Genomic DNA, 13,237 nt, shown 5'->3' with positions numbered 1-13,237 from the left:
TACGCTCCGCCCATGGGACGCATCGTGCTGTCGATGTCCATGTCGCTCGACGGTTTCTTCGAGGGGCCGGACGGCGACATCGGCTGGCATCGGGTCGACGAGGAACTGCACAGTCACTTCAACGACGAACTCCGGGCGATGAGCGCCTTCCTGGACGGCCGGGTCGTCCACGAACTGATGGCCGCGTACTGGCCGACCGCCGACGCCGATCCTGCCAGTACCGGCCCGGAGGCCGAATTCGCGGGAATCTGGCGTGAAATGCCGAAGTACGTGTTCTCCCGGACCCTGGAACGAGCCGAGTGGAACACCACGATCGTGCGCGAGGTCGTCCCCGAGGACATCCTCGCGCTCAAGGCACGCACGAGCGGCGATCTCGCGCTGGGTGGCCCCGATCTGGCCAGGACTTTCCGGCGGCACGGGCTGATCGACGAGTACCGCGTCTACGTCCACCCCGTCGTCCTCGGCCACGGCAAACCACTGTTTCCCGCTTCCGATACGCGAGAGGATCTGGAACTCACCGAGACCCGCGCCTTCGGCAACGGCGTCGTCCTGCTCCGCTACCGCGTCACACCCCGGCGACCTCCCGCTTGATCTGCTCGAACTCGACCGCCATGGCCTCCGACAACGCCTTCGCGGCCGACAGCGGCCGGACCATGACCATGAAGTCGTCGATCAGGCCCGCCTCGTCGGTGTGCAGGAAGTCGCAGCCGGTGATCTCCTTGCCGTCCACAGTGGCCTGGAAGACCAGCGCGTGGTCGGCGCCGTCGGCGATCTCGCGGACGTAGCGGAAATCCTCGAACACCCGGAACACCGCGCGCAGGATCGCCGCGGTGATCGGCTTGCCCTCGTAGGGCTTGAACGCCACCGGGCTGGTGAACACGACGTTCTCGGCCAGCAACGCGGCGACGGCGTCGTGGTCCCCGGCTTCGACGGCGGCGCGGAAGGGATGCGTACTCATAAAATTGACTATACTGCGATATGACCAGGACACCAGGGAGGCCGCGACCGCATGGCTCTGCGACACGCCGTACTGGCCGCGCTCCTGGACGGGGAGTACAGCGGATACCAGCTGGCCAAGGCGTTCGACGTCGGTGTCGCCAACTTCTGGTACACACAGCCCCAGCAGCTCTACCTGGAACTCGCGAAGCTGGAGAAAGACGGCCTGGTCACCGGCCGCCAGGTCATCCAGGAGACCCGGCCGAACAAGCGGCTCTTCACGGTCACCGGCGCGGGCGTGGCCGAGTTGGAGCGGTTCGCCGCCGCGCCGGCCAAACCGTCGTTCATCCGGGACGACCTGATGGTCAAGGTGCAGGCCGCCGACGCGGTCGACACCGCCGAGGTGATCCGGCAACTGGAGGAGCGGATCCAGCTCGCCGACGCCAAGATCGAGGTCTTCGACAAGCTCCTGCAACGGATGCGCGGCGAGCACGACGAGGAGACCTTCCTGCGCGAAGGGGATCGCGTCGGGCCGTACCTGACGTGCTTGCGCGGGCGGCAGTTCGAGGCCGAACACCGCGCCTGGTGCGTCCGGGCCGCGGCGGTGCTGCGCGCGAGGGCGGCGGGCTGACCGCCGCTCAGCGGTCCGTCAGCTCCTCGGTGGCCTCCTTGCCCGCGGCGGTGGCACGGCGGAGGAAACCTGCGAGCAGTTCGAGTTCGGCCTCGGAGTACTCGGCGCACAACTCGTCCATCGCGCTGTTCATCCCCGCGTAGAGGGCGAAAAGCTCCGCGTTGCGGTCCCGTACCGCACGGACCGTGACGGCCCGGCGGTCGGCCGCGTCCGGATCCCGCTCCCGCACGATCCAGCCGCCGCGCTGCAGCCGGTCCAGGATCCCGGTGACCGTCGCCGGATGCAGCCCGGCCCGCCGCGCCAGCACGCTCGGGCTCAGCGGGCCGTGCGCGCCGATCAGCTCGAGGCAGTCCAGGTCGACGTCCTTGAGTTCCAGCCGCGCGCCGACCTGGTGGTTGAGCAGCGAAAGCTGGCTGCGCAACTCCCGCAGCGACTCCTTCACGGCCACTGTGGACCGTCGCCGCCGCGCGGCGGCCGACCGGGGCGAAGAGGGGGAACTCATCTGATGTGGTCTCCGTAATATCCGAGTTTCATAGCCAGCGTAACGGGCCCGGGTCCGTGACGAACAGTCCGCCGGTTACTCAGCGCGTCTGTCGGAATACCGACACGTCGGCATTCCGCCGCCCACAATTGGTCCAGACCACGTAGCGTCTGAGGAACACGCTTTCCGGGAGGCCGTCAATGAAGACGACGATTCGCCGCATCCGCCGAGCGGCCGCGCTGACCGCGGGCGCGCTGCTGCTGCCCGCCGCGGCGGTGCTCGCGGGCGAGCAGTTCGCCGGCGCGGCCACCAGCGCCTCCGCGAGCTTCGCCAAAGTGTCCACATGGGACTCCGGTTACACCGGCAAGTACACCGTCACGGCGGGTTCGGCCGCGCTGGCGAACTGGAAGCTCGAGTTCGACCTGCCACAGGGAAGCGCCGTCGGCACGTATTGGGACGCCCTGCTCACGCCGGGCGGGAACCACTACACCTTCACCAACCGCGAGTACAACGGCACGGTCGCGGCCGGGGCGTCGGCGTCGTTCGGCTTCACCGTTTCCGGCACCGGAAGCCCCCTGAACTGCACGCTCAACGGTCAGCCGTGCACCGGCACCCCACCACCGACGACCACTCCCCCGACGACCGCTCCCACCACGAGCGCGCCGCCGACCACCACGACACCGCCCGGCCCGTCCACCGGCGGGCTGAGCGCCGCGCCGTACTACATGCCGCTCGACAACGATCCGCAGGACATCGGCGCCGCCATCGCCGCCAGCGGGCAGAAGAGCTACATCCTCGCGTTCGTGCTGGCGCCCGACGGCGGCGGCTGCACGCCGGTGTGGGACGGCAACGCCGCGCAGCCGGTCGCCTCCGACACCGTGGTGGCGGGAAAAGTGGCGCAGATCCGTCAGGCGGGCGGCGACGTCTCGGTGTCCTTCGGCGGTTACAACGGCCGCGAGCTCGGCGCGGCCTGTGGTGACGCGGCCTCGCTGGCGAACGCGTACCAGCAGGTCATCACCAAGTACTCGCTCACCCACATCGACCTCGACATCGAGGGCGACGACCTCGGCGACGTCGCGGGCGAGACGAAACGCTTCCAGGCGGTCAAGACGCTCAAGCAGCGCAACCCGGACCTGCACGTGACGCTCACCCTGCCGACCACCACGGTCGGGCTGTCCGGCCTCGGCAAGGACGAGATCCAGCGAGCCAGGGACATCGGCGCGCAGATCGACCTCTACAAGATCATGGCCTTCGACTACGGCGGCCCCGGCGGCAGCATGGCCGCCGACGTGCAAAAGGTCATGGAGCAGGTACACGGCCAGCTCCGCACCCTGCGGCCGGATCTCGACGACGCCGGCGTCTACGCCCGCACCGGGCTGATCCTGATGAACGGGCACACCGACCAGCCGAGCGAGCTGTTCACCGCCGACACCTTCCGCACCCTGCTCGGCTACGTCCAGCAGCACAGGCTCGGCCGGTTCTCGTTCTGGTCGCTCAACCGCGACCGCGAGTGCACCCGGCCCACCGGCTGGGTGGACGGCAAGTGCAGCAGCGTGTCCCAGCAGCCCTACGACTTCAGCAAGATCGTCGCCCAGTACCAGAGTTGACCCCTTCTCAGTGTCGACAAGGAGAACGATGTCCAGGAAAAGATGGCACCTGTTCGGGCTGCTGCTGGCCGCGGGCACGCTCGGTGCGGGGCTCGTGGTGGCCCCGGCGAGCGCGGCGGGCAGTGTGACCGCGGCGTTCAGCAAGGGCTCCGACTGGGGAGCCGGTTACGAGGGCAAGTACACGATCAGCAACGGCTCGTCGGCTCCGGTCTCCTCGTGGACCGTGGAATTCGACCTCGCCGCCGGGCAGAAGATCGCGTCGCTCTGGGACGGCAGCTACACCGCCAGCGGGCAGCACGTCACCGTGAAGAGCACCTGGAACGGCAATGTCGCCACCGGCGCGTCCGTGAGTTTCGGCTTCAACGTCCAGTATTCCGGCACCTACAGCGCGCCCAGCGGCTGCAAGGTCAACGGCGGCGCGTGCGACGGCGGCACGACCCCGCCCACCACCACGACGGCACCCACCACCCCGACCACCGTGCCGACGACACCGACCACCCCGCCGACGACCACGACCCCGCCGGACCCCGGTGGTCTCAAGAACGTCGGCTACTTCGTGCAGTGGGGCGTGTACGGCCGCAACTACCACGTCAAGAACATCGAGACCAGCGGTTCGGCCTCGAAGCTGACGCACATCAACTACGCCTTCGGCAACGTCAAGAACGGTTCGTGCTCGGCGAACGACGACACCTACGCCGACTACGACAAGTTCTACGACGCCGGGTCCAGTGTGGACGGTGTGTCGGACACCTGGGACAACGGCGCGCTGCGCGGGAACTTCAACCAGCTGCGCAAGCTGAAGAAGATGCACCCCGGGCTCAAGGTGATCTGGTCGTTCGGCGGCTGGACCTGGTCCGGCGGCTTCGGCCAGGCGGCGCAGAACCCGGCGGCGTTCGCGCAGTCCTGCTACAACCTGCTCAAGGACCCGCGCTGGGCGGACATCTGGGACGGCATCGACATCGACTGGGAGTACCCGAACGCGTGCGGCCTCAGCTGTGACACCAGCGGTCCCGACGCCTACAAGAACCTCCTGTCCGCGCTGCGCGCGAAGTTCGGCTCCTCGTTCCTGGTCACCTCGGCGATCACCGCGGACGCGAGCAACGGCGGCAAGATGGACGTGGCCGACTACGGCGGCGCGGCGCCGTACGTCGACTGGTTCAACGTGATGACGTACGACTTCTTCGGTGGCTGGGACGCGAAGGGCCCGACGGCACCGCATTCGCCGTTGACCGCTTACGACGGCATCCCGAAGCCCGGGTTCAACACCGACGCGGCCATCCAGAAGCTGAAGTCGAAGAACGTCCCGTCGAGCAAACTGTTGCTGGGCGTCGGCTTCTACGGCCGCGGCTGGACCGGCGTCACCCAGGACGCGCCCGGCGGCACCGCCACCGGCCCCGCGCCCGGCACCTACGAGGCGGGCATCGAGGACTACAAGGTGCTCAAGAACAGCTGCCCGTCCACCGGCACCGTCGCGGGCACCGCGTACGCCAAGTGCGGGAGCAACTGGTGGAGCTACGACACCCCGGCGACGATCGGCGGCAAGACGCGTTACGTGAAGGAGCAGGGTCTCGGCGGCGCGTTCTTCTGGGAACTCACCGGCGACACCACGAACGGCGAACTCATCAGCGCCCTCCGGGGCGGACTGTCCTGAAAGGACTCATGATGATACGCAAGCGATTACTCGGAAAGGTGCGGTCCTCGATGAGCCTGGGGGCGGGCGCGCGCCCGCGCGCGCGGGCCCGCCGCTGTTGGGGAGGGCCCGCGGCCGCCGGGGCGGGCAGCGGCCCCGGCTCGGCGGCCGGTTTCGCCGCGGGTTTCGCCGCCGCGCGGCGGGTCCCGGCGGCGGGCCGGGCCTGGGCGCCTGGGGCGGCGACGGTCTCGGCGGGCACCTTGCGCAGGGTGAGCGCGCCGATCGAGGCGACCGGTTCGCCGTCGACGTCCGCGATCTCCATCGTCACCGCGGGCTCGGCGCCTGCCAGCGGCCGGAGCCGGACGCGCACCGCGATCGCGCCGGTGGCGAACAGCTCGACCTGCGACCACGAGCGCGGCACGACGACGTCTTCGGTGCCGAGGCTGTGCGCGAACGCGTGCGCGGCCGCGTCGAGGACCGCCGGATGCAGCCCGAAACCGCCGGCGCCCGCCCGCTTGCCCGCCGGCAGGCTCACCTCGGCGAAGATCTCGTCCCCGGCCCGCCACACGCTCCGCAGGCCCTGGAACACCGGCCCGTAGGCCAGCCCACGTCCGGCCAGCTCCTCGTAGAAGCCTTCCAGCGCAACGGGTTCCGCCCCCGCCGGAGGCCAGGAGGACAGCTCGGACGAGGCCGTGCCGGTCCCCGCCGCGAGCACACCGGTGGCGTGCAGGACGGACCGCTCGCCGCCGAGCGAGTGCACGGCGAACGAGCGCGCCCCCGAGTCGTCGGGCGCGGCCACGCTCACCTGGATCCGCACGCCGCCCGAGGCAGGCAGCACCAGCGGGGTCTCCTGCGTCAGCTCCCGCACGAGGGAGCAGCCGACCCGGTCCCCCGCCCGGATCGCGAGTTCCACGAAGGCCGCTCCGGAAAGGACGGGCGTCCCGCCGAGAACGTGTTCGGCGAGCCAGGGATGTGTGTCCGCGGACAACCGTCCGGAAAGGACGACAGCGTCCGATTCACCGACGACGGTGACCGCGCCCAGCAGCGGATGGTCGGCGGGCTCCAGCCCGAGGACCACGGGATCGCCGTGCGCCGACACGGGTTCGAGCCAGTAGTGCGCCCGCTGGAACGCGTAGGTCGGCAGGTCGGCCGCGCGGGCACCGAGGCCGTCGAAGTAGGCTTCCCAGTCGGGAGCGGCCCCTCGCGTGTGCAACCGGGCCAGCGCGGCGACGACGCCCGCGGGGCCGGTGCGCTCGTCGGGCAGCACCGGGACGACGGCCGTGTACTCCGCCGGTCCGGTCAGATTCTCCTTCACCGCGGCCGAGAGTTCTTCCCCCGCCCCGATCTCGACGAACCGGTTGATCCCCTCGTCCTCCAGCGCACGCACCGCCTGCGCGAACGAGCCCGTCGCGGGCGAACGCAGCGTTTCGGCGGTCAGCGCCTCGCCGGTCCGCGCCGACACGATGGGGAGGACGGCCTCGGCGAAGGTGATCCGCTCGGCGACCTCCGCGAACCGCTCGGGCGCCGCAGCGGCCAGCTCGGCGGCGTCCGGCAGCGAGAGCACCCCGGCGAAGTGCGCGGCGGCCACCTCGCCGATCCCTGTCCCGGCGACATGATCCGGCCGGACGCCCCAGGATTCGAGCAGCCGCGCCAAGGCCACGCCCGCCGCGAAGGACACGGCGGCGACCTCGGCGTCGTCGAGCGCGGCGGGGCTGCCGACCAGCTCGCGGACCGGCCGCCGCAGGTGCTTGTCCAGTTCCGCGCTCACCGCGTCGAAGGCGGTGGCGAAGGCCGGGAACGTCTCCCCCAGCTCCCGTGCCAGGCCCGCCGGCCGCGGGTTCGCGCCGGAGAACAGGAACGCGATCGAGGACTCGCCCCTGGCGATCCCCTCGACCAGTCCGGGCACCGGGTCACCGGCGGCGACTCCACCGAGCCCGCGCAGCAGTTCGTCCCGGCCCTCGCCGACGAGGACGGTCCGGTGTTCGAAGGCCGACCGGCCGGTGGCCAGCGTCCTGCCGACGTCGGCCGGGTCGAGATCCGGCCGTTCACGCAGATGCTCCAGCAGCTTGTGTGCCTGTGCGCGCAGGGATTCCGCGGTCTTGCCGGACAACACCCACGGCACAGGGCCGCGCTTTCGCGACACGGGTTCGGCCGCCTGCTCGGGTGCGTCCTCGATGATCACGTGCGCGTTGGTGCCGCTCATCCCGAACGAGGACACCGCCGCGCGGCGGACCCGGCCGTCCCTCGGCCAGGCCACCGGCTCGGTGAGCAGCTCGACCGGACCCGACGCCCAGTCCACCCGGTGGCTCGGCTCGCCGACGTGCAGCGTTGGGGGCAGCTGCTCGTTCCGCAGCGCCAGCACCATCTTGATGACTCCGGCGACCCCGGCGGCGGCCTGCGAGTGCCCGAGGTTCGACTTGATCGACCCGAGCCACAGCGGCCTGCCCTCGGGCCGGTTCTTGCCGTACACGGTCTGCAGGGCCCGCGCCTCGATCGAGTCGCCGAGCGCGGTGGCGGTGCCGTGCGCCTCCACGACGTCGATCTCCTCGGGCAGGACCCCGGCGCCGGCCAGCGCCTGGCGGATCACCCGCTGCTGCGCGGGGCCGCGCGGGGCGGTCATCCCGTTCGACGCGCCGTCCTGGTTGACCGCGCTTCCCCGCAGCACCGCCAGTACCGGGTGGCCGTTGCGGCGCGCGTCGGAAAGCTTCTCCAGCACCAGCATCCCGGCGCCCTCGGACCAGCCGATGCCGTCGGCGTCCTCGGCGAACGACCGGCAGCGGCCATCGCTGGACAACGTCCCGTCGAGACTGAACTCCACAAAGGTTCGCGGAGAGTTCATCACCGAGACGCCGCCCGCCAGCGCCAGCGTGCACTCCCCCTGGCGCAGGGCCTGAGCCGCGAGGTGCAGGGTGACCAGCGACGACGAGCACGCGGTGTCCACAGTGACCGCGGGGCCTTCGAGGCCGAAGGTGTAGGCCACCCGGCCGGAGACCACGCCCGAGGAACCGTAGGCGCCGGGATAGTTGTGGTACATCACCCCGGTGAACACGCCGACCGGGCTGCCCTTGACTGACAACGGCGGGATACCCGCCCGTTCGAACGCCTCCCACGACGTCTCCAGCAGCAGCCGCTGCTGAGGGTCGGTGAACAGCGCTTCCCGCTCTCCGAGCCCGAAGAAGCCGGCGTCGAACTGCGGCGCGTCATGGACGAAGCCGCCTTCGCGGGCATAGCTGGTACCGGGCCGCTCACCGCTCGGATCGAACAGGCGCTCCAGGTCCCAGCCACGGTCCGCCGGGAACTCCCCGACGGCGTCGCGGCCCTCGCTCACCAGCCGCCACAGCTCCTCCGGAGTGCTGACGTCCCCCGGGAAACGGCACGCCATGCCGACGATCGCGATGGGCTCCTGGCCGGCGTCGGCGAGCTTCCGGTTTTCCTCACGAAGACGCTCGGTCTCCTTCAGCGCGGCACGGAGGGCGTCGACCAGCTTGTCATCGGACTTCTCCACTTAGCCCTCACTTCTCCTTCTTGGCATGTTCCTCGCCCGGGGCCGTGATGCTTTCCCTCCGGCAGGGCGAAGTGAAAACCGAATACGGCCGTCACCATTCGCCGAGCGCCGCGGAATTCCCGGAGTTGTTCCGCGGCCGGTGCGGCGGGCCGTCGGCCGCGCACCGGCTGCCCCCAGTACAACGCGTCCCACCTTACGAGCGGGACCATGCGGTACCCACCCCTAGCCGGGCGCCGGGCACCCCTGAGAACAGGCCGGGGCCGCCGGGCGGCGGGCCACCGCCCGCGCTCCGCCGGAACGCGCCCCATTCGCCACCGGCATTGCGGAACCCCGCGAACCAGGGTAGGGGTTGCCCGCCCTCACCGAAGCTGGCAAATTCTGGCCTCAGCGAAAGTCCGGAAAAGCCGGGGCGTTCGCCGAAAGCGCGTTCCCGGTGGCCATGCCAGGAAGGCCGGCCCGGAAACATCCCGTGGGGTAACCATTTCCGGAGCGCCGTACGTGCCGCTCCCGACAAAGACGGTGACGGATCATCATGCAAAGAACGATGAACAGGCTCCTCGTCGTCGTCGCTCACGGCGATGACGAAACGCTCGGCGCCGGGGCCACCATCGCGCGCCTGGCCGATCTGGGCGTCACGGTCTCCCTCTGCGTGCTCACGAACGACGACGGCTCGCGGTCGGCGTCGGGTGCCGGGGTGACCAACCGCCTGTCGGCCATCGAGTCGGCCGCGAAGGTACTCGGCATCGAACGGTTGCAGGTCAACCAGTTCGGCGACAACCGGCTGGACACCGTGGGGCATCTGGAGCTCAACCGGGTGGTGGAGCGGGAGGTCCGCGAGTTCGAACCGGACACCGTGTTCACCACCAGCCTCGCCGACCTCAGCCTCGACCACCAGCTGGTGGCCAGGGCGGCGCGGGTCGCCGGGCGGCCCGGCCGCGGCAGCGTCCGCGAGATCCGCAGTTTCGAGATCCGTTCCGCCACCGACTTCGGGGAGACCTCCGGGATCTCGCCCGCCTTCCGCCCGAACTGCTGGCAGCCGGTCGACGAGATCTACCTCGACCGCAAGCTCGAGGCCTTGCGGTCCTACGGCAAAGAGGTCGAGGCCTGGCCGAACCCGCGCAGCGAGCGCGGGGTGCGGGCGCTGGCCGAGTACCGGGGTTCCCAGGTGGCCACCGAATTCGCCGAAGCGTTCGAACTGGTCCGCGCGGTGCTGTAGGCACCCCACGCCGAGCCAACCGTCCACAAGGGAATGCGGGTTGATGGTGAGATGGCAAAATCCATGACAGTAACGGAATCCCCGGCCGGCCGGGCGGCGCTTTCCTCGGTCGCCGTGATCGGGATGGGCTATGTCGGCCTGCCGACCGCGCTCGGCCTGCACGCGGGCGGGCTGAACGTGATCGGGATCGATCACGACCCGTCACGGCTGGCGGCGATCGAATCCGGCGACGCCGATCTCATCGACGCCGACCAGCGCAGGCTCGACAAGTCCTTGCAGGAAGCCGGATTCGAGCTCACCACCGACGTGAGCAGGCTGGCCGAGGCGGACGCGGTGCTGGTCTGCGTGCCCACGCCGGTCGACCGCTACCAGCTGCCGGACCTGCGGCCGCTGCAGGGTGCCTGCGAAACCCTGCTGACGCACGCGACCCGCGGCCAGGTGCTGATCCTGACCTCGACCAGCTACGTCGGGACCACCACCCGCATGCTGGTAGACCCGTTGCAGGACAAGGGATTCACCGTCGGCGAGGACATCTTCGTCGCCTCCAGCCCGGAGCGGATCGACCCCGGCAACGTCACCCACACCCAGCAGGACACCCCGCGCGTGCTCGGCGGGGTCACCCCGGCGTGCGGCGAACGGGCGCAGCGCGTCATCGAGGTCCTCACCCCCGCCGTGCACCGGGTCGACTCCCCCGAAGCCGCGGAGATGACCAAGCTGTACGAGAACTCCTTCCGCGCGGTCAACATCGCGCTGGCCAACGAGTTCGCGGACATCTGCGCCGGACTGGCGCTCGACCCGATCGAGGTCATCGACGCCGCCGCGACCAAGCCGTACGGGTTCATGGCCTTCCACCCCGGGCCGGGCGTCGGCGGGCACTGCATCCCGTGCGACCCGCACTACCTGCTCTGGCAGCTGCGCGAGACGCGCGGCGCCGCGCCGCTGGTGAGCCAGGCGATGCACTCGATCGCGGAACGGCCTAAGCAGGTCGTCGACCGCGTGATCGACGCGTTGTCCGGTGCGGGCAAGGGACTCGGCGGGGCCCGGGTGATCGTGGCCGGGGTCAGCTACAAGCCCGGTGTGCGCGACGTCCGGTCGTCCTCGGCGCTGGACATCATGGACCATCTGGCGCACCGCGGCGCGAAGGTCGACTACTACGATCCGCTCGTCATGCGGGTGACGCTGGCGGACGGGACGGTGGCCGACAGCGCGATCGACCCCGACGGCGCGGACTGGGACCTCGTGCTGATCCACACGGTGCACCCCGGCCACGACTACGGCTGGATCAGCGACTGCCCCATAGTGGTCGACGCGACTTACCGGTTCGACTCCACCGCGGCGGCGGGACACACCCAGCCGGTCTGAGCTCACACGGCGGCGACGCCAGGGAAAGGAACCCCGCACGATGCGTTTCCTGATCACCGGCGGTGCCGGTTTCATCGGCTCGCACCTGACCGAACACCTGCTCGGCCTCGACCACGAGGTGGTCGTGCTCGACGACCTCAGCACCGGCAGCGAGCGCAACCTGGCCGCGGTCGCCGACGACCCGCGGCTGCGTTTCGTGCGGGGTTCGGTGTGCGACCCCGAAGCGATCGAAGGCTGTATGAGCGGGGTGGGCGCGATCTTCCACCTCGCCGCCGCCGTCGGCGTGTTCACCATTCTCGACAAACCGCTCGACAGCCTCCGCACGAACCTCCACGGCACCGAGACCGTCCTCGAAGCGGCGCGACGGCACGACGTGCCGATCCTGGTCGCCTCGACCAGCGAGGTGTACGGCAAGAACACCGCGTCCGGGCTGTCGGAGGACGACGACCGGATCGTCGGCTCGCCGCTGAAGAGCCGGTGGTCTTACGCCGAGGCGAAGGCGCTCGACGAGACGCTGACGTATCTCTACGGTGTCGAGCACGGCATGTCCACGGTGATCGTCCGCCTGTTCAACACCGTCGGCCCGCGCCAGACCGGGCGGTACGGCATGGTCATCCCCCGCTTCGTCGAGCAGGGGCTGGCCGGCGAGCCGATCACGGTGTTCGGCGACGGGCAGCAGATCCGCTGCTTCTGCCACGTGCACGACGTCGTCCCCGCGCTGCTGGCACTGCTGGAGGACAAGGCGGGCCACGGGACGGTGTACAACCTGGGGAACTCGGAGGAGGTCACCATCACCGAGCTGGCCCAGCGGGTCATCAAGGCGACCGGCTCCACCGGCGGGATGGTGAAGATCCCCTACGACCAGGCCTACGGCGCCGGCTTCGAGGACATGCAACGGCGCGTGCCCGACTGCCGCAAGGCCCGCGAGCGGATCGGCTTCCGGCCGTCCCGCGATCTCGACGACATCATCACCGCCGTGATCGCCGAACGTCGCACCCCCTGACCCGGCGATCATCCGCCACGCGCACCGGGCGCCCCCTACTCCCGGCGCGCGTGGCCCTTGCCTCCGCGCCGGTTTCCCAGTGCCGGCGCGGAGGCATCCGTCTTTCCGCGGGGGTCACGCCACCCCGTCCTCGCGCTCGTACCGCCCCGCCTCCGCGTCGCATTCGAGGAGCCCGGCGTCGCAGAGCCGCCGTGCCCACGCGGCCATCTCCGCGCGCGTGCGGCCGGGATCGCGGCCCCACACCCCCGCGAGCGTCCGCGCCGCGTGGTCGAGCCGCCCGGCGTGCTGCTGGAGCGCGATCCACATCGCGGCACCGGCAGGGCCGCACCGGACCCGTTCGCCGGTGACCGCGCAGGCCAGTTCCAGGTTCCCGTCCGGGAGCACGGTCGGCGTCACGCCGGGGGTCGTACGAACCAGCATCGCGCTCGGTCCCTTCCACAGTGCCGTTTCCTCGCTTGCTGTCCTCCAGCCTTCCCGGAAACGGCCGCCGCGGACATGGTGCCCGCCCGCGAACCCGGGGTGGGGATGTCCCTACCCCCGATGGAGTTGCCCCGCCCCGGACCATGATCACGTTCCGGAGTCGCCGCTCCTCCGCGCCCCTGTGTGTCCCTTGTGGACACTGACGCGCGACGGACGGCGGCGTCCTGAACGCTCCGTTGGAGACGGTGAACGTCCCGAACGCGTCGTTCACGGCACCGGCCCGGCGATGCTGCGCCCCCACGGACCAACCAAGCCGATCGAAATGCGACGGAACATTCTCGGCGTGCCGCGGTGGGGGGGGGGGGGGGGGGGGGGGGGGGGGGGGGCGGGGGCCGCGGCGCCCGCGCCGCCCCGCCGCGCGGGAGGGAGGGGGGGGTAAAAAAATA

At 70.5% G+C, this 13,237-nt stretch carries 11 protein-coding genes; 7 read left to right on the top strand and 4 right to left on the bottom strand.

What is annotated here, in order from left to right:
• Positions 1-12: 12 nt before the first annotated feature.
• On the top strand, positions 13-591 hold the full coding sequence (locus ACFWX1_RS08595) for a dihydrofolate reductase family protein (protein ID WP_378385269.1): 579 nt from the start codon (positions 13-15) through the stop codon (positions 589-591).
• On the opposite strand, the gene ACFWX1_RS08590 is transcribed toward ACFWX1_RS08595, so the two are convergent.
• Positions 566-958 (bottom strand): nuclear transport factor 2 family protein, encoded by a 393-nt coding sequence (locus ACFWX1_RS08590; protein WP_378385267.1) that lies wholly within the window; start codon positions 956-958, stop codon positions 566-568. The genes ACFWX1_RS08595 and ACFWX1_RS08590 overlap by 26 nt on opposite strands.
• 51 nt (positions 959-1,009) lie before the next feature.
• Between ACFWX1_RS08590 and ACFWX1_RS08585 the strand changes: the two genes are divergently transcribed.
• On the top strand, positions 1,010-1,567 hold the full coding sequence (locus tag ACFWX1_RS08585) for a PadR family transcriptional regulator (protein WP_378385265.1): 558 nt from the start codon (positions 1,010-1,012) through the stop codon (positions 1,565-1,567).
• A gap of 7 nt (positions 1,568-1,574) precedes the next feature.
• Here the strand turns inward: ACFWX1_RS08585 and ACFWX1_RS08580 are convergent, their stop codons facing one another.
• Positions 1,575-2,069: a MarR family winged helix-turn-helix transcriptional regulator gene (locus tag ACFWX1_RS08580; protein WP_378385263.1), complete on the bottom strand. Its 495-nt coding sequence runs from the start codon at positions 2,067-2,069 to the stop codon at positions 1,575-1,577.
• Positions 2,070-2,248: 179 nt separating this feature from the next.
• Between ACFWX1_RS08580 and ACFWX1_RS08575 the strand changes: the two genes are divergently transcribed.
• Both ACFWX1_RS08575 and ACFWX1_RS08570 read left to right on the top strand, forming a co-directional pair.
• Entirely contained in the window at positions 2,249-3,655 is a 1,407-nt protein-coding gene (locus ACFWX1_RS08575) for a cellulose binding domain-containing protein (RefSeq protein WP_378385261.1), read from the top strand.
• Positions 3,656-3,683: 28 nt separating this feature from the next.
• A complete protein-coding gene (locus ACFWX1_RS08570) occupies positions 3,684-5,306 on the top strand; it encodes a glycosyl hydrolase family 18 protein (RefSeq protein WP_378385259.1) in 1,623 nt (540 codons plus the stop codon).
• On the opposite strand, the gene ACFWX1_RS08565 is transcribed toward ACFWX1_RS08570, so the two are convergent.
• Complete coding sequence (locus ACFWX1_RS08565; protein ID WP_378385257.1) at positions 5,278-8,790, bottom strand: type I polyketide synthase; 3,513 nt, start codon at positions 8,788-8,790, stop codon at positions 5,278-5,280. The two genes, ACFWX1_RS08570 and ACFWX1_RS08565, sit on opposite strands and share 29 nt — an antisense overlap.
• Positions 8,791-9,334: 544 nt before the next feature.
• Here ACFWX1_RS08565 and ACFWX1_RS08560 point away from each other — a divergent pair.
• The 3 genes from ACFWX1_RS08560 (at position 9,335) to ACFWX1_RS08550 (ending at position 12,371) form a co-directional block, all read left to right on the top strand.
• The gene (locus ACFWX1_RS08560) at positions 9,335-10,006 is read left to right on the top strand and encodes a PIG-L deacetylase family protein (RefSeq protein ID WP_378385255.1); all 672 of its coding nucleotides are present in this window, start codon (positions 9,335-9,337) and stop codon (positions 10,004-10,006) included.
• Between the two features lie 63 nt (positions 10,007-10,069).
• Positions 10,070-11,368 (top strand): nucleotide sugar dehydrogenase, encoded by a 1,299-nt coding sequence (locus tag ACFWX1_RS08555; protein ID WP_378385253.1) that lies wholly within the window; start codon positions 10,070-10,072, stop codon positions 11,366-11,368.
• Between the two features lie 40 nt (positions 11,369-11,408).
• Positions 11,409-12,371, top strand: coding sequence for an NAD-dependent epimerase/dehydratase family protein (locus ACFWX1_RS08550; protein WP_378385251.1), 963 nt, complete (start codon positions 11,409-11,411; stop codon positions 12,369-12,371).
• 114 nt (positions 12,372-12,485) lie between these two features.
• Here ACFWX1_RS08550 and ACFWX1_RS08545 read toward each other — a convergent pair whose 3' ends face one another.
• Positions 12,486-12,791 (bottom strand): hypothetical protein, encoded by a 306-nt coding sequence (locus tag ACFWX1_RS08545; RefSeq protein ID WP_378385249.1) that lies wholly within the window; start codon positions 12,789-12,791, stop codon positions 12,486-12,488.
• Between the last annotated feature and the right edge of the window lie 446 nt (positions 12,792-13,237).

Origin of the sequence: Amycolatopsis sp. NPDC059021, from assembly GCF_042739895.1 — a bacterium.
In the GTDB taxonomy this organism is placed as follows: domain Bacteria; phylum Actinomycetota; class Actinomycetes; order Mycobacteriales; family Pseudonocardiaceae; genus Amycolatopsis.
This window is presented reverse-complemented; position numbering and strand designations above follow the sequence as displayed.